The organism is Nocardioides marinisabuli (assembly GCF_013466785.1).
GTDB lineage: Bacteria > Actinomycetota > Actinomycetes > Propionibacteriales > Nocardioidaceae > Nocardioides > Nocardioides marinisabuli.
Genome location: NZ_CP059163.1, coordinates 2,656,002 through 2,682,041 on the forward strand (window position 1 = coordinate 2,656,002; position 26,040 = coordinate 2,682,041).

The following is a 26,040-nucleotide window of genomic DNA, read 5'->3' on the forward strand; positions in this document are numbered from 1 at the left end:
GGAGGCCGATCCCCCCAGCCCGACGGGCGCTTGATCACACCTGTCTAGTCAGGTCACAACCCACCGGCACTTCTGTGTGAGCCGGGCACATACCTCTCCGGCCAGAGCGTGCGTAGCGTCACCCTGATGCACGAGACCGCCGTCACACCCCGCGACGGCGGTCGCCCTGAACGGAAGGAACCCCGCCCATGATCGGGCTCTTCGGAATCATCCTGTCGCTGGCCCTGTTGATCTTCTTCGCCTACCGCGGCGTCAACGTGATCATCCTGGCCCCGCTGATGGCGCTCCTCGCCACCGCGTTCGCGGGCGGGCTGCCCATGCTGGCCACCTACACCCAGGTGTTCATGCCGGCACTGGGCAACTACCTCATCACCTACTTCCCGCTGTTCCTGCTCGGCGCCCTCTTCGGCAAGCTGATGGACGACAGCGGCTCGGCGCGCGCGATCGCCTACTTCATCGTCGAGAAGCTCGGCGACACGAAGGCGATCCTCGCGATCGTGCTGGCCTGCGGCATCCTCACGTACGGCGGGGTCTCGCTGTTCGTGGTGGCCTTCGCGGTCTTCCCGATCGCGGCCGCGCTCTTCCGCGAGGCCGGGGTGCCCAAGCGGCTGATCCCCGCGACCATCGCGCTCGGCTCGTTCACGTTCACGATGACCGCCCTGCCCGGCACCCCGCAGATCCAGAACGCCATCCCGGCCCCGTTCTTCGGCACCAACGCCTTCGCCGCCCCCGGGCTGGGCATCATCGCCGCCATCATGATGTTCGGCGGCGGCACGGCCTGGCTGATGTACCGCGCCAAGAAGCTCACCGCCGCCGGCGAGACCTACCTGCCCGCCGAGGCACCCAAGGGTCCCGGTCTGCTGGCCCGCGTCACCGGCAAGGGCACCGACCGCGACGAGCGGGGCAGCACCTCGACCGGCACCTCGGGCGGCACCGCGACCGGCACCGCCCCCGAGGGTGCCGGCACCGCGACGGCCACCGCCGCGACCGGGGAGCCGGTCGCCACCGACCAGTCGACCCTGCCGCGACCCAGCGTGCTCGTCGCGTTCCTGCCGATCTTCGTGGTCATCGCGCTCAACTACGTGCTGGTCACCTGGGTCTTCCCGGCCATGGACACCGACTACCTGGCCGGCGACGCCTACGGCAACACCGACATCGACACCGTCGGCGGCATCTGGGCCATCGTGGTGGCCCTGGTCGTCTCGACGCTGGTCGTCGTCGCCTTCAACCTCAACCGCTTCGGCGACGTCAAGGAGTCGGTCAACACCGGCACCATGGGCTCCTTCCTGCCGATCTTCAACACCGCCAGCGAGGTCGGGTACGGCGCCGTCATCGCCTCGCTGCCCGCCTTCCGCACCGTGCGCGACTCGGTGCTGGGCATCTCCGGCAACCCGGTCATCTCGCTGGCCGTCGCGGTCAACGTCCTGGCCGGCATCACCGGCTCGGCCTCGGGCGGCATGAGCATCGCCCTGCAGACGCTGGGCGAGCAGTTCCGCGGGCTGGCCGACGCCCAGGGCATCAGCCTCGAGCTGATGCACCGCGTCACGGTGCTGGCCGCTGGCGGCTTCGACGCCCTGCCCCACAACGGCGCGGTCGTCACGGTCCTGGCCATCTGCGGCCTGACCCACCGCCAGTCCTACAAGGACATCTTCGTGGTGGCCGTGGCGATCCCGGTCGTCGCGCTCGTCACCGTGATCACCCTCGGCACGCTCTTCGGCGGCTTCTGAGCCACCGAGCGGACGCCGGCACCCTCACCGGCACCGGGCTCAGAGCAGCCCGGTGCCGGTGAGCGCCGTCCAGATCTGCTCGCGCTGCTCGACGAGGTAGGTCGCGGTCACGTGGGTGGGGTTGAACCACACGACGGTGCCGTCGACGACCGGCAGGCAGACCGGCGCGTCGGGGCAGATGACCGGGTTGAGGTCGACCACCCCGGCGGACTCGGTGTCGATCGCGGCCGTGTCGTACATCCCGTCGGCCAGCGGACGCCCCAGCGGCACCGTGACGACGCAGTCGCCCAGCACCCGGGCCCGGGCCAGGCAGTCGAGGGGGTCGAACCCGCCGAGGTCGAACCCGCCGGTGCCGATGATGCTGCGCACCATCACGGCGCTGGCGCCGGCGGCCTCCACGAGGTCGACCGTGCGGCGTACGCCGTCGAGCTGCATGCGGGCCAGCGGCAGCTGCTCGCCCTCGCGGGAGCGGATCTTGCCCTCCCAGGTCCGGTCGCTGCGGGGCAGGTGCACCAGGACAACGGCGTCGGCGTCCATGCGGGGCAGGGTCTCGGTGTAGAAGTCCTCCCGTGCTGTCGTGCAGGCCTCCTGCACTGCGGTGGGGTTGCGGGTGTTGAGGAGGCCGTCCTGCCACGGGCACCCCGTCACGATGCTGACCGAGAGCCGCAGGCCCTTCTCCTCGGCCAGCGCCTCGAAGGCGGGCGTGAGCATCTGGGCGTGGCTGTCGCCGACGAGGACGACGTGCTGACCGGGACCGTCGACCACGAGGCAGTCCTCGGGGGCGTCGGGGGTGCAGTAGACACCCTCGGGCCCCTTGTCCTCCGCCACCTCGGCGTAGTCGATGGGCGGCACCGGCCGGCCCAGGCGGCGGTTGGTCAGGGACTCGTCGACCCGGGTGGTGGCGGCCGAGGCGGTCGCGATCGGGGTCCTGTCGCTCCGCAGCAGCGCGGGCGCCACCAGGAGCGCGGCCGCAAGACTGACGGCCAGGCCACCGGCGACGGTGGGCCACCACCAGCCGTCGAGCGAGCGCGCGCGCCGTACGGGGTGCTCCAGCAGGTGGTAGGACATCGAGGCCAGGCCCACCGACAGCACCGTCCCGACCGCGGCCGTGAGGGCGGGGCCCACCTCGACCACCCGGCCGACCGCCAGCAGCATCGGCCAGTGCCACAGGTAGATGCCGTAGGAGATCCGGCCCAGGTAGGTCAGCGTGGGCAGCGACAGCAGCCGGGAGAGCCAGGCGCCCGGGGCGAGGTAGACGCCCACCACCAGGGCCGCCAGCAGCGGGGTGGCCACCAGGTTGCGGGTGGTGGCGGCCATCGCGAGCAGCTCGGAGGCCACGACCGCGACACCGATGGCCCCGGCGGTGGCCAGCAGCGCCGCGCCCCGGGCGGTGGTGGCCCTCGTCCGCACCGCGCGCCGCGCGCAGCCGCAGCAGCACGGCGAGCGCCGCACCGGTCATCAGCTGGTAGAGCCGGGCGTCGGTGGCGTAGTACGCCCACGAGGGGTTGACCTGGGCCCAGACGAGCTGGTTGACGGCCGAGGCGACCACCAGGCCGACCAGCACGCCGAGCAGCACGACCTCGTTGCGACGGCCCCAGCGCCACCACACCAGCAGCACCAGGGGGAGCAGCACGTAGAACTGCTCCTCCACCGAGAGCGACCAGAAGTGCAGGAACGGCGACTCCTGCACGTCGCGGGCGAAGTAGTCGGCGCCGTCGAGGATGAACTGCCAGTTGGCGACGTACAGCAGCGCCGAGCGGGCCTGCGAGACGAGCTCGAGGCGCTCGGGCTTCGAGGCGAGCAGCACGAAGAGGGCGCACGTGCCGAGGACGGTGACGACGGCGGCCGGCAGCAGCCGACGGGCGCGACGCGCGAAGAACGCCCCCAGCCGCAGCTCGCCGCTGGCGCTCGCGCCGTGCAGCACCACGGTGGTGACCAGGAAGCCGGACAGCACGAAGAAGAGGTCCAGGCCCAGGAAGCCGTTGGCGAAGCCGGGCAGCTCGGCGTGGAAGAGCAGCACCAGCATCACCGCGACGGTGCGGATGCCGTCGAGCTGCGGGCGGTAGGCGAGCGGGGCGGCCGTCGGCCGGGGCGCCGGCGCGGACGTCGGCGCCGGGCGGGTCGTGGTCGTCACGGACCGCACCTTAACTTTGCGATCGCACGGACCCGGCCCCGCACCGCCGCGCCCGACACCACCCGGTCGGTCGCGGTAGTTTCGAGCGCGTGACAGCCGACCTCGTCTACCTCGTGGCCGGCGCCAGCCTGCTGCTGGCCATCGTGCTGCCCAGCGCGCTGGGCCGGCTGCCGCTCACCTCACCGATGGTCCTCGTGGGCCTGGGCATGCTGCTGGGCGCCACCCCGCTGCCCGACGACCTGCCGCTGAGCCCGCAGGACAACCGGGCCGCGATCGAGCACATCACCGAGCTCACCGTGCTGATCGCCCTGATGGGCGTCGGCCTGGCGCTCGACCGGCCCCTCGACCCGCGCCAGAAGGCGTCGCGCCGGGCCTGGTCGCCGACCTGGCGGCTGCTCGGCATCGCCATGCCGCTCTCGATCGCCGGGGTGGCGCTGCTGGGCTGGTGGGCCGGGCTGGCCCCCGCGGTGGCGATCCTGCTCGGTGCGGTGCTGGCGCCCACCGACCCCGTGCTCGCCTCCGACGTGCAGGTCGGCGGGCCCGCGACCAGGAAGGTGGTCGGCGAGGAGGCCGACGACTGCGCACCGATCGACGAGGACGACGAGGTCCGCTTCGCGCTGACGGCCGAGGCCGGTCTCAACGACGGGCTGGCCTTCCCCTTCGTCTACCTCGCGGTCCTCGTCGCCGGCGGCGGCGCGCTCGGCGCCACGGCGCTGGAGTGGGTCGGGTGGTACCTGCTCGGCAAGACCGCCATCGGGGTGCTCGCCGGCGTCGCGGTGGGCCACGTGCTGGCCCGCTTCGCCTTCCGTGCGGTCAGCCCCACGCTGCGCATCGCCGACCGCGGCGAGCCGCTGCTCGCGGTGGCCGCGCTGACGGCGTCGTACGGCGCGGCGGAGGTGCTCGGCGGCTACGGCTTCCTGGCCGTCTTCGCCTGCGCGATGACCTTCCGGGCCTCCGAGCGCCGCCACGACTACCACCGCGCGATGCACGAGGTGGTCGAGCGGCTCGAGCGGCTGCTGACCCTCTTCGTGCTGCTGGTGCTCGGCATCGCCCTGACCCGCGGGCTGCTCGAGGCCCTCGACTGGCGCGGGGTCGCGATCGGTCTGGGCCTGATCCTGGTGGTGCGGCCGCTGGCCGGCTACCTGGCCCTGAGCGTGCGGCCGGTGCCGCCGGGGGAGCGGGGCGGACTGACCCGGGCCGAGCGGCTCACCGCGGCGTTCTTCGGGGTCCGCGGCGTCGGCTCGCTGTTCTACCTGGCCTACGCCGCCGGTGAGGTCGACGACTTCGGGCAGAGCTGGCTGTGGTCGACCGTCGGCTTCACGGTCGTGGCCTCGGTGCTGGTGCACGGCGTGCTGGTCGGCCCGGCGATGGACCTGCTCGAGCGTCGCGAACGGGTGCCGGCGGCCTAGCAGCCCGTACCCTCCCGGGTATGCGATCCCCCCTCGCCGCCCTGCTCGTCGTGCTCCTGACCGTCGTCGGAGGCGTCGCCGCCCCCACCACCGCCCACGCCGCCGGCGCGGCTGCGTACGAGAAGTCGGTGCACAAGAAGACCAACGTGCAGCGCACCAAGCGCGACCTGGTGGGGCTGCGCAAGCAGAGGTGCGTGCAGCGCTTCGCCGACCGGCAGGCCCGCCGGATGGCGGACCAGGAGCGGATGTTCCACCAGGACCTCGGTCCGGTGCTGGAGAAGTGCGACCTGAGCCGGGTCGCCGAGAACGTCGCCTACGGCTACTCCAGCGGCAAGGCCGTGGTGAAGGGCTGGATGGGGTCCCCGGGCCACCGCGCCAACATCCTCGACGGCCGCTTCCGGCTGCTGGGTGTCGGTGCCAGCAAGAGCGACGACGGCACCTGGTACGCCGCCCAGGTCTTCGGCCGCAAGTAGGAACCGCCCGACGGGGCCTCTTCTTCACCCGAGATGCTCGAATCGCGAGACACAGCCGCTCGCCTGGTCCACTCTCCTCACGTGAACCGTGGACCCCGCAGGCCCCTGGCCGCCCTGGCCGTCGTCGCCGTACTCATCGGTGCCGGGCCGGTCGCGACGACGACTGCGCAGGCCGGCCCCGGGCCGGCGGCACCGGCCGACGGGGTCGTGCAGTCCGCGAGCCCGCAGCGATCCGCGGTCGCGTCGACGCGCGCGGAGGTGCTGGGCGACTACGAGGACGTCTGGTTGCCGCTGCAGGACGTCCCGACCGAGTGGCAGGGCGGCGACGTCGCATCGTGCCGCGAGGGTCGGACCGGGGAGCAGACGCAGGAGGGCATCATCGGGGCCGTCAACTACGTCAGGGACCTCGCCGGCCTGCCGTCGGTGGTCCTCGACGCGGCATGGTCCGCCAAGGCGCAGAAGGCTGCGCTGATGATGCATGCCGCCAGCCGGCTGAGCCACAGCCCGGACAAGTCGTGGCCGTGCTGGAGCGAGGAGGGCGCGGAGGCGGCGTCCAGGTCGAACCTCTACCTCGGTGTCACCGGGGTGCCGTCGATCGGTGGCTACATCAACGACCCTGGGTCCAACAACGGATGGGTCGGGCACCGGTGGTGGATCCTCCACCCGACACTGACCCGCGTGGGTGCCGGGAGCACCTCGCGGGCCAACGCCCTGTGGGTGGTCGACGACCCGTGGCGCGAGGTCGACCGGGTCGAACCGGTGACGTGGCCGGTGGCGGGGTGGTTCCCGCGGCCGCTCCTGCCGGACTCCGGGCGGTGGTCGCTGTTCCTGGCGTCCGACGACCAACGCAACCTCGAGAGTGCGAGGGTCACGGTGAGCATCGACGGACAGCCACCCGTCGCCGCGGACGTCGAGACCGCAGCATGGGACCGGGTGGTCTTCTCCGTGCCCGACCTCGGCTCCGAACCCGGCGACCGGACGGTCTCGGTCACGGTGTCGGGCGCCCGGCTGGGGGACACCTCGACCGACGACCTCTCCTACGAGGTCCGGCTCCTCGACCCGGACTCGGAACCCACCGATCCCACTCCGACGCCGACCCCGACGCCGACCCCGACGCCGACGCCGACGCCCACCCCTGGCCCGAGCGCGGCGGCGTACGAGAAGTCGGTGCACAAGAAGACCAACGTGCAGCGCACCAAGCGCGACCTGGTGGGGCTGCGCAAGCAGAAGTGCGTGCAGCGCTTCGCCGACCGGCAGGCCCGCCGGATGGCGAACCAGGAGCGGATGTTCCACCAGGACCTCGGTCCGGTGCTGGAGAAGTGCGACCTGAGCCGGGTCGCCGAGAACGTCGCCTACGGCTACTCCAGCGGCAAGGCCGTGGTGAAGGGCTGGATGGGGTCCCCGGGCCACCGCGCCAACATCCTCGACGGCCGCTTCCGGCTGCTGGGTGTCGGTGCCAGCAAGAGCGACGACGGCACCTGGTACGCCGCCCAGGTCTTCGGCCGCAAGTAGGAACCGCCCTGGGAGGTGCGTAGTCTTGCTCCTTGTGGCAGGCATCGACTACGACCTCGAGATCAAGCAGCTCCAGGCGACCATGCGCACCGTCGAGCAGGTGCTCGACATCGACGCGATGCGTCGTGAGATCGCCGAGCTCGGCGAGCAGGTCGGCGCGGCCGACCTGTGGGACGACCAGGCCAACGCCACCCGCGTGACCGGGCGCCTCTCGCTGCTGCAGGGCCAGGTCGACCGCTTCGCCGAGCTCTCGGGCCGCATCGAGGACCTCGAGGTCCTCGTCGAGCTCGGGGTCGAGGAGGGTGACGCCGACTCGATGGCCGAGGCCGAGCGCGAGCTGGCCCGGGTCAAGAAGGCCGTCGAGCAGCTCGAGGTCCGCACCCTGCTCTCCGGCGAGTACGACGCCCGCGAGGCGCTGGTGACCATCCGCGCCGGCGCCGGTGGCGTCGACGCCGCCGACTTCGCCGAGACCCTGATGCGGATGTACACGCGCTGGGCCGAGCAGCACAAGTACCCCGTGGAGGTCTTCGACACCTCCTACGCCGAGGAGGCGGGCCTGAAGTCGGCCACCTTCGCCATCCACGCGCCCTACGCCTACGGCACCCTCTCCGTCGAGGCCGGCACGCACCGCCTGGTGCGGATCAGCCCCTTCGACAACCAGGGCCGCCGCCAGACCTCCTTCGCCGCCGTCGAGGTGGTGCCGGTGCTCGAGCAGACCGACGAGATCGAGATCCCCGACGAGGAGATCCGCACCGACGTCTACCGCTCCGGCGGTCCCGGCGGCCAGTCGGTCAACACCACCGACTCCGCGGTGCGCCTGACCCACATCCCCACCGGCGTGGTCGTCTCGTGCCAGAACGAGAAGTCGCAGCTGCAGAACAAGGCGTCCGCGATGGTCGTGCTGAAGGCCAAGCTGCTGGCGCGCAAGAAGGCCGAGGAGAAGGCGCACCTCGACGAGATGCGCGGCGACGTGCAGGCCTCGTGGGGCGACCAGATGCGCAACTACGTGCTCAACCCCTACCAGGTGGTCAAGGACCTGCGGACCTCCTACGAGGTCGGCAACCCCCAGGCCGTCTTCGACGGCGACCTCGACGGCTTCCTCGAGGCCGGCATCCGCTGGCGGATGGGCGCCGAGAAGACCGACGCCTGATGGTCGGCTGGGACGACGTGCGACGTCGTCTCGAGTGCCGTCTCCGGGAGCTGCCCGAGGGTGGTTTCGTCGTGCTCGGCGAGGCTCCACGCGTCCTGGGGCGCCGGGCGTGGTGGCGTCGACAGGCGCCGACGGCGCCCACCAGGTACGTGCAGGCGCGCCGCGACGGGGCGCACGTGTACGTCGAGTGCGTCGGGGCTCGTTCCTTCGGCGGCGGCTGGGAGATCGACGACACCGCCCACACGCGGCTGCGGCGGCTGGGCTGGTTGGTGCCCGGCGAGATGGACGCGACGGGGGTGCAGCCCTCGTGGCCGAGCTACTGGCGGGTCCTGCCGGTCTCCGAGTCCGCGGCGGCGGCACGGCTGTGTGTCGCTGCACTGGACGTCCTCGGGGCCTCGCCCGACGCGGTGGACCTCCAAGCCGGACCCTGAGCCCGCGGCTCGGAGCCCCCGGGCGAGCGCGGGAGCGGGTCGGCAGACGGCAGCAGCGTCGAGAACACCCGGTAGAGCGAGGTCGCATCGACCGGGCGGAGCAGGTCGGCGCCAGGATCTGCCAGGAAGGGGCCGTGCGCTCCGTCGACCGCCACGACCTCGACCCGTCGGCCGGGTGAGGACACCTCCAGCCGCCAGGCGCGCGAGGCGCCGGCCAGCTCGAGGGCGTCGGCGCGGACCGCCGGGTCGGTGGACAGGAGCCGATCGAGCTCCCTCGCCGGGTAGACGCGTTCTACGCGCGGGCCACGACGTGCGACACCCGGGCGCGTCAGGCGGACCAGCGAGACGGCCAGGTGCGAGGGCGGGAGCATCATCACCTGGTGCAGTCCCGGCTGCACGGCGAGCACGACCGCCATCCGGTCGGGGGCCGCCCAGGCGCGGTGCCGCAGGAGGGTCGGCCCGGCCACCACCAGGTCCACCGCGACCGCGTGCTCACGCGCCACCTCGGCGACCGGGTGGCCGGAGAGCAGGAGCGCGGCGAGACCCTGGTCGTCGACGCGCTGCCCCTGGGCGGCAGTGGACGGATCAGACATCGGCGCTGTTCCTCCGGCGGCCGCTGACCGGTCGCCACGCCGCAGCGACGTCTGCGCAGCAGTCGGCGAGGGCGTCGTAGGACCAGGTCTCGAACGTCGCGGTCAGCGACCAGGCGTGCCGATCGTCCTCGCGCACGAACCACTGCTCCATGGTCAGGGCCCGCCCCTCGAGGTCGACGTGGTGCGCCAGCCGTCGCCCGCCCGGCAGGTCGTCGATGCGCAGCCGTTCGATCTCGATGAGGTGGTAGTCACGCAGGGTCCGGGGCAGGAGCTGGGCGGTGCCCACCTGCCAGTCGCGGAAGCTGAGCCCGTGCAGGTCGTCGCAGGTCAGCACGAGGTTGGCGCGAAAAGACCCCCGCTCGGCCGGCCCGCCCGCTCCGGCCGGGTCACCGGCCTGCACCGCGGCCCAGAGCGCGCCCACCGGCGCCAGCGCCAGCTTGTCCCACCCCGGTGGCACCTCCGGGGCGGCGTACGACGGGGGAGCGGGGTCAGTCACGCGACCGGCCGTCCGGCGACGTGGGCCGGTCGCGGTACCACCGCGGCTGGACCGCGGAGGGCACGGGCAGCGGAAGCGCGGCGAAGCCCACCCAGGCCACGAGGACGAGTCCCAGCAGCAGCGCCACCGGTGTGGTCGGGCCGCCCGCGCGCTGCAGCCCCCCGAGGGCGGCGCCCAGCAGGAGGGCGGCGGCGAGCAGCGGCCACAGGATCAGCACGTTGCGCTGGGCGAAGTCTCGGTGGGTGCCGTGGGCCCATCGTCGAGCGGCGCTCGAACGACCGCGTCGCTGCCAGGTGTTGAACCCGGCCGCAGCCGTGCCGCTGAGCAGCATGAAGAGGTAGATCACGATCAGTCCCAGAAGGTCAGGGCGTCACCGACGTCGTCCAGGCCCTCGCCGACGTCGGGGAGACGGTCACCGGTCCGCGATGTCGCGGACCTCGTCCGCCACCGCAGCCACCGCCTGGGCCAGCGCGCCCAGCGCCGTGGCCAGCTCGTCCGACGAGGCCCCGGCGTCGGGTCGTCCGTCGAGGTCCGGAGCCACCGACGCCAGCGACCCCGCCGTCGAGTCGAGGAGGCGTGCGGCGGTGCGCAGGTCCGCCGGCTCCACGTGGAGACGCCCCGGCGTGCGGCTCGCGGAGGTGGTCACGAGGCGATCGTCCCACCTGGGCGGGTGGGTCAAACCTCCCCCGACAGCACCGCGGCACACCATCGGTCGGCGCGTTCCTCGAGGTCGGCGCGCTCCACCGACCGGGGCGCGCTGAGGCTGCAGGTCACCCACGCGTCACCGACCAGCCCGGCGTACCTGGTCTCGCGCAGCGGGCCGCTGCGACAGGTCTGCGCCACCGACGGGTCGCCGTACGCCGCCGCGTCGGGGACGTCGCGGCACCTGCGGCCGGCGCCGTCGAGGGCACTCTCGGCCAGCTCCTCGGCGCGGGCGGGGGAGACCGGTGGGGTGAAGACCCAGGCGGCGGCGCTGGTGCGGGCGGGGCCGTCGAAGCGGCAGCCGTCCTCGTGGGCCACGTCGCGCACCTCGGCGGACAGGCGGGCCTCCTCGCCGTCGGCCCAGGTCTCGCTGCGGCGGGCCTCGCCGCCGAGAGCGGCCTCGACCGCCGCGACCGGCAGGCCGTCGCACAGACCGACGCGCGGCACCACCAGGTCGGAGGTGTCGATGTCGGCGAGCGCCACCGTGCTCACCGCGGGCTCGGTCGGCTCGGCCGGCTCCGCAGCATCGTCGGCTCCGGGCGCGGTCGGCTCGTCGCTGCACGCGGCCAGCAGCAGCACCAGGGCAGGGAGCAGTGCGAGGAGGGAGCGGGACGGCACCCGCCCACCCTACGGACGGGGCGCGGCCCGAGGAGTCCGGGTTGTCAGGCGTCCTGGCGTAATCTCGACCGGGTGATTCGCTTCGAGAAGGTCACCAAGACCTACCCCGGCACCGGAGGGCCCGCCCTCGACCAGGTGTCGGTCGACGTCGAGAAGGGCGAGTTCGTCTTCCTGGTCGGCAGCTCGGGCTCGGGCAAGTCCACCGCCCTGCGCCTGATCCTGCGCGAGACCCGGCCCACCTCGGGCCGCGTCTACGTCGCCGGCAAGGAGATCAACCGCCTGGCGGGCTGGAAGGTGCCGCGGCTGCGCCGCCAAATCGGCACCGTCTTCCAGGACTTCCGGCTGCTGCAGTCCAAGACCGTCGCCGAGAACGTCGCGTTCGCCATGCAGGTGACCGGCCACTCGCCCAAGGAGGTCCGGGCCCTGGTGCCCGAGACCCTCGAGCTGGTGGGCCTCGACTCCAAGGCCGACCGGCTGCCCGACGAGCTGTCGGGCGGCGAGCAGCAGCGCGTCGCGGTGGCGCGGGCCTTCGTCAACCGGCCGATGATCCTGATCGCCGACGAGCCGACCGGCAACCTGGACCCCACCACCTCGGTGGGCATCATGAAGCTGCTCGACCGGATCAACCGCACCGGCACCACCGTGGTGATGGCCACCCACGACCACGGCATCGTCGACCAGATGCGCAAGCGCGTCATCGAGCTCGACCACGGCAAGGTGATCCGCGACCAGGCGCAGGGCGCCTACGGCTTCCAGCACTGAGTCCCCAGCACTGACTCGCTCGCGCCGTACCCAGCGCACCTCCTCCACCGGCCCCCTACAGGCAGAGAGTCCCTCCCTCCATGCGCTACGTCTTCTCCAACCTCGGCCAGGGGCTGCGTCGCAACCTCTCGATGCACCTGGCGGTGATCCTGACCCTCTTCGTCTCGCTCACGCTCGTGGGCGCCGGCGCGCTGCTCAACCGGCAGGCGGAGAAGACCAGCGACCAGCTCGGCAGCGAGCTCGAGATCACGGCGTACCTGTGCCGTGACGACGACCCCAACCAGAGCTGCCAGGGCGAGGTGACCAGCGCCGAGAAGAAGCGCATCCTCCAGGCGGTCGAGGACAACCCCGAGGTGGCGTCCTACCGGGTGGAGTCGAAGGAGACGGCCTTCGAGAAGGTCAAGGAGCTCTACGGCCCCGAGGAGGCCGACCGCTTCGAGGGCCCCAACGCGATCCTGGGCGCCGAGGACCTGCCCGAGTCGGTGTGGATCACGCTGGAGGACCCCGCCGAGTTCGAGGGCATCACCTCGGCGATCGTCGGGCTCGACGGCGTCGCCAAGCTCGTCGACCAGCGCGAGACCGCCGGCAAGATCATCAACACGATGGAGGCCATGCAGCGCGCCGCGCTCGGCATCGCCCTGCTGCTGGTGGTCTCGGCGCTGCTGCTGGTGGCCAACACGATCCGGTTGGCGGCCTTCGCGCGCCGCAAGGAGATCGGCATCATGCGGCTGGTGGGCGCCTCGACGCTCTACATCGCGCTGCCCTTCCTGCTCGAGGCGCTGGTCACCGCGGTCGTCAGCGTGGTGCTCGCGGGTGGAGCGCTGGCGGGCTTCCAGTACTTCGGGGTGCAGCAGCGCTTCAGCGACTACCTGGAGTTCATCCCGTGGGTCGGCTGGGACGACTACCTGGTCGCGCTGGGCGTCGTGGCGGTGCTCGGGCCGGTCCTCACGCTGCTGCCGACACTCGCGCTGACCCGCAAATACGTCAAAGTCTGAGTCGCGCGCCGTACCGTTCGATCGACTCTTCCCCGACGTCGAAGGCAATACGGTGCGCTCCTTCCCCAGCGCCTCGCGCCACCGCCTCGCATCGGCCGCCACGGCCGGTGCGCTGGTCCTGGGTGCCCTGGCCATCCCACTCGCTCACGCAGACGACGACCTGAAGGATCAGCAGAAGAAGGTCCAGAAGGAGATCCACAGCGCCACCGAGGACCTCGAGCACTCGAGCAAGGCCACCCGCAAGGCGTTCGAGGCGGCCGCGCAGGCGCGCGCCGAGCTCGACTCGGCGAAGGCCGAGCTGGGCACCGTGCGCAGCAAGCTCGACGAGGCCAGGCTCGAGGACGCCCGCATGGAGCAGCGCCTGGCCGCGGCCCAGCTGCGCCTCGAGACCGCCCGCGACGACCTGGTCGTGGGCCAGGAGGCGCTCGAGACCCAGCGCGACGTGGTCAAGGACCGCATCGCCGACACCTACATGCAGGGCAGCCCCGATCTGCTGGTCCTGGGCAGCCTGCTCAACTCCAGCTCCACCAGCGACCTGACCCGCCAGCAGGCGGCCAGCAGCGCCATCGTGGGCCGCGAGACGTCGATGTACGACGACCTGGACGCCGCCGAGGTGCTGCTGCAGGTCCGCGAGGACGAGGTAGAGGCCGCCAAGGACCGGGTCGCCGACGAGCGGGCCGCCGCCGCGGCGCACCTGTCGAAGGTGAAGTCGCTGACCGCTCAGGCGGTGCAGGTGCGCGACGAGGTGCGCGGACTGGTCGACAAGCGGCTCGCGGCGCGCAAGAAGGCCACGGCCGCCAAGCAGGCCGACCAGGCGGCGCTGGCCGCGCTGCGCAAGCAGGAGGACCGCATCAAGGCCCGCATCGCTGCGGCCGCCCGGCGGGCGCGCGGCACCTCGGTGGCGGCCAAGCCGTCGGGCTACCTGCTGCGGCCGGTCGGCGGCGCGGTCACCTCGCCGTTCGGCATGCGCACCCACCCGATCTACGGCTACCGCGGCATGCACGACGGCACCGACTTCGGCGTGACGTGCGGGCAGCCGATGGCCGCCTCCGGCACCGGCACGGTGATCGCGAAGTACTACTCCTCGGTCTACGGCAACCGGCTCTTCCTCAACCTCGGCCAGGTCAACGGACGCTCGCTGACCGTGGTCTACAACCACGCGCGCAGCTACCGCTTCAACGTCGGCGACCGGGTCTCGCGCGGCGCCACGATCGGGTACGCCGGCAACACCGGCTGGTCGACCGGCTGCCACCTGCACTACACGGTGCTGGTCGGCGGCAACCCGGTCGACCCGATGAACTGGCTCTGAGCAGCGGCTCGTCGGTGGTCCCGCCGCAACCGCGTTGACCTGACCTGGGAGAATGGACGGATGGCCAGGGAGCAGGGACAGAAGATGGTGGCGCAGAACAAGAAGGCGCGCCACGACTACGCCATCGAGGACACCTTCGAGGCGGGCCTGGTGCTGCAGGGCACCGAGGTGAAGTCGCTGCGGATGGGCCGCGCCAGCCTCGTCGACGGCTTCGTCGACATCGACCGCAACGAGGCGTGGCTGCACGGGGTGCACATCCCGGAGTACTCCCAGGGCACCTGGACCAACCACGCCGCGCGCCGCAAGCGCAAGCTGCTGCTGAACCGGGTCGAGATCGACAAGATCGAGCGCCGGGTCAGCGAGAAGGGCCTGACGGTCATCCCGCTGGCGCTGTACTTCGTCAACGGCCGCGCCAAGGTCGAGATCGGCCTGGCGAAGGGCAAGAAGCACTGGGACAAGCGCCAGTCCATCGCCGAGCGCACCGCCAAGCGCGAGGTCGAGCAGGCCGTGGGGCGCCGCCTCAAGGGCATGCGTGACTGAGGCCGACCAGCAGGAGGTGACCTGGGCCCAGGAGGTCCGCGACGCCACCGCCTTCTGGGAGCGGCTCGGCCTGCCCGGGCTGCTCGACGTGCACACCCACTTCCTGCCCGAGCGCATCCAGCGCCGGGTCTGGGCGCAGTTCGACGAGGCCGGGCCGAAGATCGGTCGGCCCTGGCCGATCCGCTACCGCGGCACCACCCAGGAGCGGGTCGAGCAGCTGCGTGCGCTCGGCGTACGCCGCTTCTCGTCGCTGCCCTACGCCCACCGGCCCGGCATCGCCGGCTACCTCAACGAGTGGGGGGCCGAGTTCAAGCTGCTGGCGCCGGAGTCGCTGTGGTCGGCGACGTTCTACCCCGAGCCGGAGGCCGGCGCCTACGTCTCGGCGGCCCTCGAGGCCGGGGTGGAGATCTTCAAGGTGCACGTGCAGGTGGGCGAGTTCGACCTCGACGACCCGCTGCTCGACCCGGTCTGGGGGCTGCTGGCCGAGGCCGGCACCCCGGTCGTGGTGCACGCCGGGCACGCGCCGGTCGGCAACGACTTCACCGGCCCCGCGCCGATGGCGCGGGTGCTGGCCGCGCACCCGCGGTTGTGCCTGGTGGTCGCGCACCTCGGGGCGCCGGACTACCTGGACTTCATGTCGTTCGCCGACACCTACGACCGGGTGCACCTCGACACGACGATGACCTTCACCGACTTCTGGACGACCACCTACCCCGACGGGATGCTGGAGCGGCTCGCCGACCTCGGCGACCGGATCCTGCTCGGCACCGACTTCCCGACGATCCCGTACCCCTACGCCCACCAGCTCGAGGGCCTCGAGCGGCTCGGGCTGGGCGACGACTGGCTGCGCGCGGTCTGCTGGCACAACGCGGCCGCGCTGGTGGGCACGCCGGGCCCCCCGATGTGATCGAGGTTCGATAGCTAAGCGCGCGGATCGCGGCATGTCCGGACGCTTCATGGGCGTCAGTTGGAGAACAGCGACCTGTTCCTCTCGATCCACTCGATCTCTGCCAACTCCTCCTGCTCGACGCTGCCGTCGGCGATCCACGTCTTCTGCGGTTCCTGCCCTTGGTCCGCGAGGAACCGGACGTGCTCGATGGTGTACCGACGCCGTCGCACGACCGCGTCGGCGACGTCAAAGCCAGTCGCAGTGCCGTACTCGTCGAGGAAGGCCTCGATGCGGGCGCGTCGATCGGGGACTTGAGGGAAGTGGTGCCAATTTAAGGCTGCATCGTCGGCTCGTAGCGGAGCGAACCACAGCAGGGCGTAGGCCACGTCGCTGAGTCTGGGTGCGCGGTGGAGGAAGTCCCAGTCGATCAGAGCGACGGCCTCACCGTCCCGCCACACGAAGTTCCAGGGTCCGGGGTCGGCATTGACGAAGACGTCGCCGCCGTCGACCGCCGGTGCGGCGAAGACTGCATCGTCGGGTGGGACCCAGTCAGCGGAAGCGTCATGGAGACGTCGCAGGAGGCGTGCCGCAGACCGCAACCCCTGCTCGTCGTGCTGGTGCTTCCACCCGTCACCGCCGCTCTCGCCCTCGATGAAGCGGAGCGTCTCAGTCTCGCCGTCCAGCGACACGGGCTCGGGAACGCAGTCCAACCCCTTCGCGCGAACGTGCCGCAAGAACGAGTGCACAGTCGCGGTGTGCGTCCCGGCCGGACGAGTGACCGTCTCGGACGTCAACACGATCGGCCGGAACTGCTCGTTCACTTCGGCTGCTCGGTTAAGTGCCTCGTCGTTCGCCATGCTGGGACCGTTGCGCGACCACCGGACTGGACACCAGCGAGTTTCGTGGAACGCCAATCCATCGGCACGACCGCGCGGATCGCGGCTACTTGTTCCATTGACCCCAGGAGCGGACGTTGAGCGCCTGCAACGATGGACGCATGCGCGCCGAAGTCCGCTCTATCCGGCTTGACCCTCATCCGTTGACGCTAAGCGCCAACCCTGCTGACTTCGCGTTCGAGGCACGGTTGCTTGTTGGGCCTGTGAACGCTCCTGGCGAGGAGTCCCTGGACGTGACCGTCTGCTCGCCGGAGTGGTTGGCGCGCAAGGCTGGTGGGGAGCCGTACTCGGGACGACACCACGTCGTCGTCGACGTCGAATCGTTCGACGCAGCCCAGTTGGAGTCGTGGCTGCGCCAGCAAGTGCACGCCGTGGCAGCGGAAACCTGGGCTGAGGTCGGGCAACAGCTGAACCGTCTTGGCTACTGGGAGTTCGAGGACTACACCGGCTAGGTGGTGCTTCCGCTCATCGGCAGCTTGTTCCATTGACGTAGGACCGGTGGCCCCTGTGCCGATCTGTCACACCTCAATCGCATAGGGGGCGCCCGGCTGACACCGACCGACGGCGCGTCAGCCCCGCGTGCGGCGACGCGCCTTCAGCTCCCAGCCGCGCAGGGGGTGCTGGCGCAGGTGCCACCTGGGGTCGTGGGCTCGGTGGTGGTGCCAAGAGCAGAGGGGGATGCCGTTGTCGAGGTCGGTGTCGCCGTGGTGGGACCAGGGGAGGAGATGGTGGATCTCGGTCCAGGCGAAGGGTCTTTCGCAGGTGCCGATGGCGCAGGTGTCGTGGACGAGTGCCAGGGCTTTTCGTTGGTGGTGGGTGTGGAGCCGTTTGGTCCTGCCGAGGTCGAGTGGAACTGACTGGGAGTTGAGGACGGCGGGGACGAGGCCTGCTTCGCAGGCCAGGCGGCGCAGGTCGCCGGCGGCGACCCGGGTGCCGGTGTCGAGCTTTGCGGTGCCGGTCTCGTGGGGTCCGTGCCAGTCGGGCCAGGTGGTGGGGTCGAGGTCGCCGGTGGCGGCGAGGTCGCGGGTGAGGTCTTCGGCGGTCATAGTGACGAGGAGGGTGAGGGCGTTGGCGCCGTTCCAGCCGTCGGTGGGCAGGTGCTCGATGAGCTCGCACAGCGCATTGCCTGCGACCTCCCAGCCCGACAGGCCGTGGTCCGGCCCGGTGGGGGCGGACTCGTCGTAGCCGGAGAAGTTCTCGCCCTCTGGGCCGGTACGCGCCTTGTTGAGGCGGCGGGGTGCCGACAGGGTCTCGAGGGCGGTGCGCAGCAGGGAGCCGTGGAGCTCGGGGATGGTGAACTTCCCGGAGTAGGTGCCGTCGCCGTTGTCGTGCAGCGCCAGGTAGGTCTCGTGCTTGGCTCGCCGTGACTCGCGGCCGAGCATGATCGCTTCGTGCTTGTCGGCGAGGTCGCGGTCGACGACGTCGAGCATCCGCCGAGCGGCCTGTCGGAGCCGCTTGGCGTTCATTGGGCGCCCCGAGCGGGTGCCGACCCCGGTGGCCTTGTTGACCAGCATCTCCTCAGCGGCGGCGAGCTGCTCGGGGGTGGTCTCGAGGGGTGCCTGCTCAGCGGCGCGAACGACCACCCGGACTTGGTCGGCGCGCAGCTGGCCGGCGGCGTACGCCTCGCGCGTGTGGTGGTACTTCGTCTTAAGCAGCTCGGCCAGGTGCAGGCCGCCCGCGTTGACCTCGCGGGTGGTGCCGGTGAGGGCGGCCGCCCAGGCATCGGTGCCCGTGGCCGCGTCATCGGCGGCGACCTGGCGTCGTTCGGCCTCGGCGAGGACCTTGAGGCGCAGCGACTCGGCCTGCGACTCGACGACGGCCAGCGTCTCGAGCAGCCGGCCCAGCTCCTCGCGGGCCACATGCTCGAGGGCGATGGCGTGCGCCTCGCCCAGGGCGGCGCTCGCGCCGGCCACCGCGGGGGCCGCGGTGGGGATCGGGAGCGTCGTCAACGTCATGCCTCCATGACCCCAGAGCAAAGGCCGCATGGGAACACCAGTTCGAAGATCTGTGGAGAACTTCTCGAGGTCCTGTGGCGGCGCGATCGGGACCTTCGTCGCTGCCCTAGCGCGCGTGCGCGCGCTGGACTGTTGTCATGAGGGCGCAGACCGCTGACCTCCGGCCGAGACCCACGTCGCGCTCGGCGGACCGGCCCGGTCTGGGCGTCTGGGTGGCCGCGCTGTCGCTGGCCGAGGCGGTCGGCCTGGCCGCCGCGGCCGGGGCCTCGCGCCTGGTGGGGTCGTGGTCGGCGGAGCCGGGGGTGCGGGGCAGTCTCGGGTTCGGCCTGCTGCTCGTGGTCGGTGCCGGCCTCGTCGAGGGGCTGGCTCTCGGGTCGGCGCAGGCGTGGAACCTCGGGTGCTGGCTCCCGCGGTTGCGGCGGGCGCGTTTCGTCGCGGCCACCGTCCTGGTGGCCGGCCTGGGCTGGGCGGCGGGGGCTGCCCCAGGGGTGCTGGGCCAGGAGGCGGGGGAGGCCGTCGGCAGCCCGTCGCCGGTGGTGCTGCTGCTCGCGGCGGTCGGCGTCGGGGTGGTGCTCGGACCTCTGCTCGGGCTGGCCCAGGCGTCGGCGCTGCGGCCAGCGGTGGGTCACCCCGGCGCCTGGGTGCTGGCCAGCGCGCTGGCCTGGCCGCCGGTGATGGTGGCGATCTTCGCTGGGGCCTCGCTGCCTGGGCAGGACTGGTCGCCGGCGGAGGTCGTCGGCGCTGGGGCTGCGACCGGAGCCGTCGCGGGCGGCCTGCTCGGCCTGGCGACGTACTGGGCGCTGGGGTCGATGACCGGCGTCCCGCTGTGGGACCGGGTGCTGCTGCGCCTGCTCGGCTCCTCGTGGGGGTGGCTCGACGGTGACCTGGTGGGGGTCGAGGTGCGGGGTCGGCGGACCGGGCGGACCCACCAGGTGCCGGTGCGCTACGCCGTCGACCTCGAGGGCGCGCTCGTCGTCGTGCCCCGCGACGGCACGAGCTGGTGGTGCAACGTGCACCGGCCCACCGCGGCGGTCGAGGTGCTGTGGCAGGGCGAGTGGCTCCCGGCGTACGCCGAGCCGCTGGTGCCCGGCCACCCCGACCACGAGGAGGCCTGGGCGACGTACTCGCTGCGCTGGCCGCGCGCGCACCTGCCTGCGAACGGGGTCGTGGTACGGGTGTGGGGGTCGGGCGGGAATGCCGCGTGACCTCGGGTGGTTGGGCCAGGTAGCCTGTGCATGCAGGTGAAAACTCAAGAGGGGCTGATCGGTTTCGACTTGGGACGTTAGTTCCTGGAGAAGCGGGTCGAGAAGCCAGCGCCATCTCGTAAACGATCGCTGGAAACCAATAACTGCCAACACCAATCGCAGTTCCTTCGCTCTCGCTGCCTGAGCAGTGATCGAAGCGTCAGACCGGGCACCTGTCTCCGTCCCGGAACCTGGCGTCGACTAGGAGACTTGCTGATCAACTGCAGTCAGAGTGGTTGATCGGGACTCAAATCTGACTGAGCCCGTCGGTGACGTGTCTGTTGCGAGCACCGGGGCTGAGAAAACGACATCACAGACTGCACCCGGAGAAGACCAGGTTCGACGCTCGAGGACGCGGGTTCGATTCCCGCCAGCTCCACTGACTGACTGATGCAACGGGCCCGCGGCGACGCCGCGGGCCCGTTGCCGTCCGCGCCACCGACCAGGAGTCGAACGGAAGCGCGGTGGCTGGCGCAGTGGGTGGGGACTAGGAGTCGGCCATCCGCTGGAACATGTCGGCGACGGCGTCGAGGTCCAGCTCGCCGACGTGGTCGAAGATGTGGGTGCGTGCGCTCGCCAGGTGCACCACCCACGCCTCCCGGAGCTCCTGGAGCCCGACATCGGTGAGGACGGCGTCCCAACCCCGCCCGTCGTCGGGGGAGCGGTCTCGCCGCACCAGCCCCGCCTTCTGCAGCCGGTCGATGACGCGTGAGATCCCGCTCATCGACATGGCGGCGCCTGCGGCGAGGTCGCTCATCCGCATCCGCTGCTCGGGCGCCTCGGACACGTGGACGAGCACGAAGTAGTCGGTCGCCGAGATCCCGGTGCTGCGGACCAGGTCCGCATCGAGCTTGCGGGGCAGGACTGCCAGCAGTCGGGTCAGCGACCGCATGAACCGCTCCTCGACGGGGGTCAGCGGGTCGCGTGCAGGTGGTGGTGTGGGCACGCTCACAAGATAGTTGCTTGCTCAAGCACTTGTCTAGGCATAGTGTTTGTTTCACGAAGCAAGTAACTGACGAGTGGAGGAGCGTGACGTCGAGATGGACGCCGGACGAGTAGCAGTGGTGACCGGGGCCGGGAGCGGGCTGGGTCGGGAGATCTCCTTGGGGCTGGCCGCACGCGGCTACCAGGTCTTCGGGACCGCCCTCGCGGCAGCGGAGATCACCGACCTCGATGCCGCCTCGGGGGGTGCCGTGCGGCTGGCGGTCGTCGACATCGTCGACGACGCGGCGGTCGCCACCTGGGCCGAGGGCGTGCAGGACCACGTGGCCGGTGTCGACCTCCTGGTCAGCAACGCCGGCATCCTCACCCCCGGCCCCGTCGAGCTGCTGGCGATCGACGACGTACGCCGCGAGTTCGAGGTGAACACCTTCGGGCCGCTCCGGGTGATCAACGAGTTCCTGCCGGCGCTGCGCGCCGCGCGCGGGCGCATCGTGCAGATCAGCACCATCACCGCGACGGTGCCGCTCCCCTTCAACGCCGCCTCGGGGGCTTCCAAGGCCGCGGCGGAGGTGTTCGCCGACGTCTACCGGGCCGAGCTGAAGCAGTTCGGCATCGACGTCACCATCGTCTCGCCCGGGAGCATGCTCACCGGCGGCCCGGCGAAGTCGGCCGCGGCGTTCGAGCGGCTCCTCTCCGCCATGACCCCCGAGGGACGTGAGCTCTACGGGGCGCCCTTCGAGCGGTTCGCGGAGCAGTTCAACGCCAAGCAGGGCGAGGGGATCACCGCGACCGACGCGGCCACCCAGGTCATCGAGGCGGCTGAGGAGCAGCCGGCCCCGAGCCGACGGACCGTCGGACCCGACGCCGCCGCGCTGCTGCACGCCTCCAAGACCATGACCGACGACGAGCTCGACGCGCTGCGACTGCAGCTCGGCGGTCTCGTCTGAGCCCGACCCTTCCAACCACCGCATCACCAACGACAGGAGACAACATCATGATCGAGATCGTGGACACCACCGACGCCCAGGCCGTGCGCAACAAGGACAACCTGATCGCGTTCTACCGCCGCGCCATCAACGACAAGCAGCCCCGCGAGGCCGCCGCCGCGCTCGTCGCGGACGACTACGTCCAGCACAACCCGCTGCTCCCCGACGGTGGGGCGATGCTGGGCGAGACGTTCGCCGCCGTCGTCGAGGCCCACCCGCTCGCCCGGGTCGAGATCCACCGCATCATCGCGGTGGGCGACTGGGTGTGGGCGCACGTGAACTTCCTCAACCTCTACAGCGACGACCCCGACGACCTCGGGATCGCCGGTGTCGACATCTGGAAGATGGACGCCGACGGGGTGGCGCTCGAGCACTGGGACGTCCTGCAGCCCGTGGTCGCCGCCGCCGAGACCGTCAGCGGCCACAGCGTCTTCTGAGCCTGAGGACCCCCACATGACCGACTACCTGCACGACCTCCAGTTCGGCTCGTTCCTGACCCCGTCCGCCGGCAACCCCGACGACGCCGTGGCGCTCGCCGTGCTGAGCGAGCAGGTCGGCCTGGACCTGGTGACCTTCCAGGACCACCCCTACCAGCCGGGCTTCCTCGACACCTGGACGCTGCTGTCCTACGTCGCCGCGCGCACGTCGACGGTGCGGCTCTCGCCCAACGTCGCCAACGTGCCGCTGCGACCACCGGCGGTCCTGGCGCGCAGCGCGGCCTCGCTCGACCTGCTCTCGGGTGGTCGGGTCGAGCTGGCCCTCGGGGCCGGTGCGTTCTGGGACGCGATCGTCGCGATGGGCGTGCCGCGCCTGAGCCCGGGAGAGAGCGTGGTCGCGCTGGAGGAGGCGATCGAGGTGGTGCGCCAGACCTGGGACGCCGACGCGCGCGGGGGTGTGCGGGTGGACGGCGTCCACCACCAGGTGCTGGGGGCCAAGCGTGGTCCGGCGCCGAGCCACGACATCGGTCTGTGGGTCGGCGCCCTCAAGCCCCGGATGCTGCGACTGATCGGTCGCAGCGCGGACGGCTGGCTGCCGTCGCTGTTCTACCTGCAGCCGGGCGACCTCGCCCGCGGCAACGCCGTCATCGACGAGGCCGCGACCGAGGCGGGCCGCGACCCCGGTCAGGTGCGGCGCCTGCTCAACGTGGCCGGCACGTTTTCCACCACGGCACGCGCGCAGCTGGACGGGCCTCCCGCGCACTGGGCCGCCGAGCTGGCGCAGCTGACCCTCACCGAGGGCGTCAGCACGTTCATCCTCGCCAGCGACGACCCGCGACAGCTGCGGGTCTTCGCCGAGGAGGTGGCGCCGGAGGTACGCGAGCTCGTCGGAGCGTCCCGGGCCGGGGCCGTCAGCACCCCGCGCCCCGCGGCCGCGGTGCCGTTGACGAGGACAGCCCTCGCTGTGCGTGCGACGCCGGCGCCGGCCCCGCGGGGTGAGGCGTCGGTCCTGGACGAGGCGGCGCGTCCCGTCGGTCCCACGCCCGACCCCGACCGGCGCTACACCCCGCACGAGCAGGCCACCGGCCAGCACCTCGTCGACATCCACGACCACCTGCGCGCCGAGCTCGACCAGCTCCACGACCTCATCGAGCAGGTGGCCACCGGGATGCTCGGTGCCGCGGCGGCCCGGTCGCACATCCACGCGATGACGCTGCGCCAGAACAAGTGGGTCCTCGGCGGCTACTGCGAGAGCTACTGCCGCGTGGTGACGACCCACCACACGCTGGAGGACGAGGGGATCTTCCCGCACCTGCGGCGTCGGGACCCTCGGCTGGGGCCCGTGGTGGACCAGCTGCGGGTCGAGCACGAGCAGATCCACGAGGTCCTCGAGGAGGTGGACCGCGCGCTGGTGGCCTTCGTCTCCGTCGAGGACGGGATGGAGGACCTGCGCCGCGCGGTCGACCTGCTCTCCGACACCCTCCTGTCACACCTGTCCTACGAGGAGCAGGTGCTCGTCGAGCCGATCGCGCGGCTCGGGCTGGGCTGACCTCGTCAGCCGCCCCGTGCTCAGCCGGCGGGACGCTGCATCACACCGAGGACGTTGCCGAACGGGTCGACGACGCTGGCGCCGACGTACCCCGACCCGAAGTCCCGCGGGGCCCACTGGGTCGTGGCGCCCATCGCGAGGAGCCGTTCGTACGCCGCCGTGGCGTCCTCGACCTGCCAGTAGGCGATGACGGACCCGGTGCCGTCTGCGCGGTGCTCGGGTGCGAACGCGGCGTCCAGCAGGCCGAGCTCGCGCTCGTGCGGGCCGACCCGCCACTCGACGTACGGCCCCTGGTCGAAGTAGGGCTCGGCGCCGAGGAGCTCGGTGTACCAGGCCCGGGCCGCGGCGGGGTCGGCGGCGAAGTAGACGACCGTGCTGACCCCGGTCGTGAAGCCGGGATCCGAGGGCGTCCACGGCTGCAGGAAGCCCAGGTCGCCCATTCCCTCCGCGGCGGCGACCAGCGGGTACATCGTGGCGCCGTCGAGGGTCTCGCGGATGATGTCACCGTGGCCGGCGTGCCGGGCCAGCTCCTGGACCAGGTGGCCCCAGACCCACCGCACCGACCAGTGCTCGACGTCCTTCGGGAACCACGGCGCGTCCGGCACCGGGACGGGGGTCTCGAGGTCGACCCGCCGGGCCGCGTCGAGGGCCCGGTCGGCGACGTCGTCGTACTGCGCCAACGCGGTAGCCAGGGAGTCGCCGGCGACGAAGCCGCGCTCGAACTCGGCCACGCGTCGTTCGATCTCCGCCACCGGGGCGAGCGCTGGCGCGTGCTGCACCGAGTCGACCCAGTTGGCCGTCACGACGGTGACGTGGCGGACCAGGCCGCCGATCGAGAAGGCGCTCGCGCTCGGGGTGGCGGCGGCCTGCGCGTCGGACAGGCCGTGGGCCAGGGCCCGGAAGGCGTCGAGCTGCATGGACAGGTAACCGGCCAGGTTGTCCTGCTCGGTGGGGGCGGGTGGGGCCAGGAACGGCATCGGGGTCCTCCTCGGTCGTGAACTGCTGTCACTGCCCACGCTGCACCCGAACTAGGACAGATCCTGTCCGCAACCTGTGGCAGATTGTCGGCATGGCTGCCCCCTCGTCCGGTCCCACCGAGCGCGTCCTGCGGCTGCTGGCCCTGCTGCAGCAACGGCAGACCTGGAGCGGCAGCGAGCTGGCCGAGCGCCTGGGTACGACGACGCGCACGGTCCGGCGCGACGTCGACCGCCTGCGCGAGCTGGGCTACCCGGTCAACGCCACGCAGGGGGTCACCGGTGGGTACCGCCTCGGCGCGGGGCGCGCCCTGCCGCCCCTGTTGCTCGACGACGCCGAGGCGGTCGCGGTCGCGGTGTCGCTCCGGCTCGCGGCCGGCGGGACGGTCGCGGGCGCCAGCGAGGCGGCATTGCGAGCCCTGACCAAGCTCGACCAGGTCCTCCCGTCGAGGCTGCGCCACCGGGTCCACGGCATCCACGGCTCGATCTCGATCCTGGCCGGCGCGGCGCCCGCGGAGACCGTCGACGCCGACGCCCTGGTCGAGATCGCCGGTGCCTGCCGGGACCTGGTCCGCCTGGAGTTCGCGTACGCCGACCGCTCCGGCACGAGCACCCGCCGGCGGGTCGAGCCCTACGGGCTCGTGGCGACCGGGCGGCGGTGGTACCTGATGGCCTACGACCTCGACCGTGAGGACTGGCGCACCTTCCGTCTCGACCGGCTCCGGGAGGTGCGGGTCAGCACGTGGCGCTTCACGGCCCGCGAGCACGAGGACCCGGTGACCTACGTGCACCGGGCCGTCACCTCGGCGCCGTACCCCCACCGGGTGCTGGTGCGCTTCCACGCCGCGGCCGAGGTGGTGCGGGCGGTCTACCCGGTCGCCGCGGTCAGCGTCGAGACCGAGACGGAGACCACCTGCCTGCTGCGCACCGGCGGCGAGGACCTCGCCATGGTCGCGGTCTACCTCGGCGTGGCCGGGCACGACTTCGAGGTGCTCGAGCCGCCGGAGCTCGCCGAGCACTGCACGGCCATCGGTCGTCGTTTCGAGCGCGCCGGACGGTGAGCCGCCGACGCCGGCGGACGCCTCAGGTGCCGGGCCCGGGTGGGGCGACCTTCGCGTCGTTCCTGCCGGAGCGGGCGGGACGCGACGCTCGCCTCCTTTCCCGGGTCGACGACCAGGAAGCAGACGTCGCCCGTCCCTGGACCAGCGCCTCGAAGGACTCGCAAGCTGCGTGATCGGGAGGTCCGGGCCGGGACGGCGCGAGATATGGGCCGGGTCGGCACGAGATGTGCGACGGGTCGGCGCGAGATATGGGACG

At 71.9% G+C, this 26,040-nt stretch carries 27 protein-coding genes, 1 other RNA gene and 1 pseudogene; 18 read left to right on the forward strand and 11 right to left on the reverse strand.

Annotated features, from left to right (window positions below; all coding sequences use genetic code 11):
- Window positions 1-188 precede the first annotated feature (188 nt).
- Entirely contained in the window at window positions 189-1,727 is a 1,539-nt protein-coding gene (locus H0S66_RS12700) for a GntP family permease (protein ID WP_179615708.1), read from the forward strand.
- 39 nt (window positions 1,728-1,766) lie between these two features.
- On the opposite strand, the gene H0S66_RS12705 is transcribed toward H0S66_RS12700, so the two are convergent.
- Both H0S66_RS12705 and H0S66_RS21055 read right to left on the reverse strand, forming a co-directional pair.
- The gene (locus tag H0S66_RS12705; protein WP_180923613.1) at window positions 1,767-3,137 is read right to left on the reverse strand and encodes an acyltransferase family protein; all 1,371 of its coding nucleotides are present in this window, start codon (window positions 3,135-3,137) and stop codon (window positions 1,767-1,769) included.
- A 76-nt stretch (window positions 3,138-3,213) separates the two neighbouring features.
- A pseudogene (locus H0S66_RS21055) lies at window positions 3,214-3,753 on the reverse strand (acyltransferase family protein); the annotation flags it as partial.
- A 197-nt stretch (window positions 3,754-3,950) separates the two neighbouring features.
- Between H0S66_RS21055 and H0S66_RS12715 the strand changes: the two are divergent.
- From H0S66_RS12715 to H0S66_RS21060, 5 genes are all read left to right on the forward strand, one after another.
- The gene (locus H0S66_RS12715) at window positions 3,951-5,270 is read left to right on the forward strand and encodes a cation:proton antiporter (protein WP_179615710.1); all 1,320 of its coding nucleotides are present in this window, start codon (window positions 3,951-3,953) and stop codon (window positions 5,268-5,270) included.
- A gap of 20 nt (window positions 5,271-5,290) precedes the next feature.
- Complete coding sequence (locus H0S66_RS12720) at window positions 5,291-5,743, forward strand: CAP domain-containing protein (protein WP_179615711.1); 453 nt, start codon at window positions 5,291-5,293, stop codon at window positions 5,741-5,743.
- Between the two features lie 81 nt (window positions 5,744-5,824).
- Complete coding sequence (locus tag H0S66_RS12725; RefSeq protein ID WP_179615712.1) at window positions 5,825-7,255, forward strand: CAP domain-containing protein; 1,431 nt, start codon at window positions 5,825-5,827, stop codon at window positions 7,253-7,255.
- Between the two features lie 34 nt (window positions 7,256-7,289).
- Complete coding sequence (gene prfB / locus H0S66_RS12730) at window positions 7,290-8,405, forward strand: peptide chain release factor 2 (RefSeq protein ID WP_179615713.1); 1,116 nt, start codon at window positions 7,290-7,292, stop codon at window positions 8,403-8,405.
- Window positions 8,405-8,836, forward strand: a complete 432-nt coding sequence (locus tag H0S66_RS21060; protein WP_420846874.1) for a TY-Chap domain-containing protein — start codon at window positions 8,405-8,407, stop codon at window positions 8,834-8,836. Before prfB ends, H0S66_RS21060 begins: the two co-directional genes overlap by 1 nt.
- Here the strand turns inward: H0S66_RS21060 and H0S66_RS12735 are convergent.
- From H0S66_RS12735 to H0S66_RS12755, 5 genes are all read right to left on the reverse strand, one after another.
- Window positions 8,722-9,429, reverse strand: a complete 708-nt coding sequence (locus H0S66_RS12735; protein WP_179615714.1) for a hypothetical protein — start codon at window positions 9,427-9,429, stop codon at window positions 8,722-8,724. The two genes, H0S66_RS21060 and H0S66_RS12735, sit on opposite strands and share 115 nt — an antisense overlap.
- On the reverse strand, window positions 9,422-9,925 hold the full coding sequence (locus H0S66_RS12740; protein ID WP_179615715.1) for a hypothetical protein: 504 nt from the start codon (window positions 9,923-9,925) through the stop codon (window positions 9,422-9,424). Before H0S66_RS12740 ends, H0S66_RS12735 begins: the two co-directional genes overlap by 8 nt.
- Window positions 9,918-10,271, reverse strand: a complete 354-nt coding sequence (locus H0S66_RS12745) for a hypothetical protein (protein WP_179615716.1) — start codon at window positions 10,269-10,271, stop codon at window positions 9,918-9,920. The genes H0S66_RS12740 and H0S66_RS12745 overlap by 8 nt, the downstream gene beginning before the upstream one ends.
- A 66-nt stretch (window positions 10,272-10,337) precedes the next feature.
- The gene (locus tag H0S66_RS12750; protein ID WP_179615717.1) at window positions 10,338-10,571 is read right to left on the reverse strand and encodes a hypothetical protein; all 234 of its coding nucleotides are present in this window, start codon (window positions 10,569-10,571) and stop codon (window positions 10,338-10,340) included.
- A gap of 29 nt (window positions 10,572-10,600) precedes the next feature.
- Entirely contained in the window at window positions 10,601-11,245 is a 645-nt protein-coding gene (locus tag H0S66_RS12755) for a hypothetical protein (protein ID WP_179615718.1), read from the reverse strand.
- A 72-nt stretch (window positions 11,246-11,317) separates the two neighbouring features.
- Here H0S66_RS12755 and ftsE point away from each other — a divergent pair, with 72 nt between their 5' ends.
- From ftsE to H0S66_RS12780, 5 genes are all read left to right on the forward strand, one after another.
- Complete coding sequence (ftsE, locus tag H0S66_RS12760; protein WP_179615719.1) at window positions 11,318-12,007, forward strand: cell division ATP-binding protein FtsE; 690 nt, start codon at window positions 11,318-11,320, stop codon at window positions 12,005-12,007.
- A gap of 80 nt (window positions 12,008-12,087) precedes the next feature.
- Window positions 12,088-13,002, forward strand: a complete 915-nt coding sequence (gene ftsX, locus H0S66_RS12765) for a permease-like cell division protein FtsX (RefSeq protein WP_179615720.1) — start codon at window positions 12,088-12,090, stop codon at window positions 13,000-13,002.
- Window positions 13,003-13,054: 52 nt separating this feature from the next.
- Window positions 13,055-14,311, forward strand: coding sequence for a M23 family metallopeptidase (locus H0S66_RS12770; protein ID WP_179615721.1), 1,257 nt, complete (start codon window positions 13,055-13,057; stop codon window positions 14,309-14,311).
- Between the two features lie 60 nt (window positions 14,312-14,371).
- Window positions 14,372-14,851 carry an SsrA-binding protein SmpB gene (smpB, locus tag H0S66_RS12775; protein ID WP_179615722.1) on the forward strand — a complete coding sequence of 160 codons (480 nt, stop codon included), beginning with the start codon at window positions 14,372-14,374 and terminating at the stop codon, window positions 14,849-14,851.
- Window positions 14,844-15,758 carry an amidohydrolase family protein gene (locus H0S66_RS12780; RefSeq protein WP_258016898.1) on the forward strand — a complete coding sequence of 305 codons (915 nt, stop codon included), beginning with the start codon at window positions 14,844-14,846 and terminating at the stop codon, window positions 15,756-15,758. Before smpB ends, H0S66_RS12780 begins: the two co-directional genes overlap by 8 nt.
- Window positions 15,759-15,814: 56 nt before the next feature.
- Here the strand turns inward: H0S66_RS12780 and H0S66_RS12785 are convergent, their stop codons facing one another.
- The gene (locus H0S66_RS12785; RefSeq protein ID WP_179615723.1) at window positions 15,815-16,597 is read right to left on the reverse strand and encodes a phosphotransferase; all 783 of its coding nucleotides are present in this window, start codon (window positions 16,595-16,597) and stop codon (window positions 15,815-15,817) included.
- 140 nt (window positions 16,598-16,737) lie between these two features.
- Here H0S66_RS12785 and H0S66_RS12790 point away from each other — a divergent pair, with 140 nt between their 5' ends.
- Window positions 16,738-17,088, forward strand: coding sequence for an Imm8 family immunity protein (locus tag H0S66_RS12790; RefSeq protein WP_179615724.1), 351 nt, complete (start codon window positions 16,738-16,740; stop codon window positions 17,086-17,088).
- A gap of 117 nt (window positions 17,089-17,205) precedes the next feature.
- On the opposite strand, the gene H0S66_RS12795 is transcribed toward H0S66_RS12790, so the two are convergent.
- Complete coding sequence (locus H0S66_RS12795) at window positions 17,206-18,591, reverse strand: HNH endonuclease signature motif containing protein (RefSeq protein ID WP_179615725.1); 1,386 nt, start codon at window positions 18,589-18,591, stop codon at window positions 17,206-17,208.
- Between the two features lie 137 nt (window positions 18,592-18,728).
- Here H0S66_RS12795 and H0S66_RS12800 point away from each other — a divergent pair, with 137 nt between their 5' ends.
- Together H0S66_RS12800 and ssrA are read left to right on the forward strand one after the other, a co-directional pair.
- The gene (locus tag H0S66_RS12800) at window positions 18,729-19,796 is read left to right on the forward strand and encodes a PNPOx family protein (protein ID WP_179615726.1); all 1,068 of its coding nucleotides are present in this window, start codon (window positions 18,729-18,731) and stop codon (window positions 19,794-19,796) included.
- Between the two features lie 50 nt (window positions 19,797-19,846).
- Window positions 19,847-20,217, forward strand: a transfer-messenger RNA (tmRNA) gene (gene ssrA / locus H0S66_RS12805).
- Between the two features lie 105 nt (window positions 20,218-20,322).
- Here ssrA and H0S66_RS12810 read toward each other — a convergent pair.
- On the reverse strand, window positions 20,323-20,781 hold the full coding sequence (locus tag H0S66_RS12810) for a MarR family winged helix-turn-helix transcriptional regulator (RefSeq protein WP_218876316.1): 459 nt from the start codon (window positions 20,779-20,781) through the stop codon (window positions 20,323-20,325).
- 73 nt (window positions 20,782-20,854) lie between these two features.
- On the opposite strand from H0S66_RS12810, the gene H0S66_RS12815 reads away from it, so the two are divergent.
- Genes H0S66_RS12815 through H0S66_RS12825 form a run of 3 tightly spaced genes read left to right on the forward strand, consistent with a single transcriptional unit; the run spans window position 20,855 to window position 23,749 of the window.
- Window positions 20,855-21,724: an SDR family NAD(P)-dependent oxidoreductase gene (locus H0S66_RS12815; RefSeq protein ID WP_218876317.1), complete on the forward strand. Its 870-nt coding sequence runs from the start codon at window positions 20,855-20,857 to the stop codon at window positions 21,722-21,724.
- Between the two features lie 47 nt (window positions 21,725-21,771).
- Window positions 21,772-22,200 (forward strand): nuclear transport factor 2 family protein, encoded by a 429-nt coding sequence (locus tag H0S66_RS12820; RefSeq protein WP_179615727.1) that lies wholly within the window; start codon window positions 21,772-21,774, stop codon window positions 22,198-22,200.
- 16 nt (window positions 22,201-22,216) lie between these two features.
- Window positions 22,217-23,749, forward strand: a complete 1,533-nt coding sequence (locus tag H0S66_RS12825) for an LLM class flavin-dependent oxidoreductase (protein ID WP_179615728.1) — start codon at window positions 22,217-22,219, stop codon at window positions 23,747-23,749.
- Window positions 23,750-23,769: 20 nt separating this feature from the next.
- On the opposite strand, the gene H0S66_RS12830 is transcribed toward H0S66_RS12825, so the two are convergent.
- Window positions 23,770-24,726: a mycothiol transferase gene (locus tag H0S66_RS12830; RefSeq protein ID WP_179615729.1), complete on the reverse strand. Its 957-nt coding sequence runs from the start codon at window positions 24,724-24,726 to the stop codon at window positions 23,770-23,772.
- Window positions 24,727-24,818: 92 nt separating this feature from the next.
- Here H0S66_RS12830 and H0S66_RS12835 point away from each other — a divergent pair, with 92 nt between their 5' ends.
- Window positions 24,819-25,784 (forward strand): helix-turn-helix transcriptional regulator, encoded by a 966-nt coding sequence (locus H0S66_RS12835; protein ID WP_179615730.1) that lies wholly within the window; start codon window positions 24,819-24,821, stop codon window positions 25,782-25,784.
- Window positions 25,785-26,040: the final 256 nt, after the last annotated feature.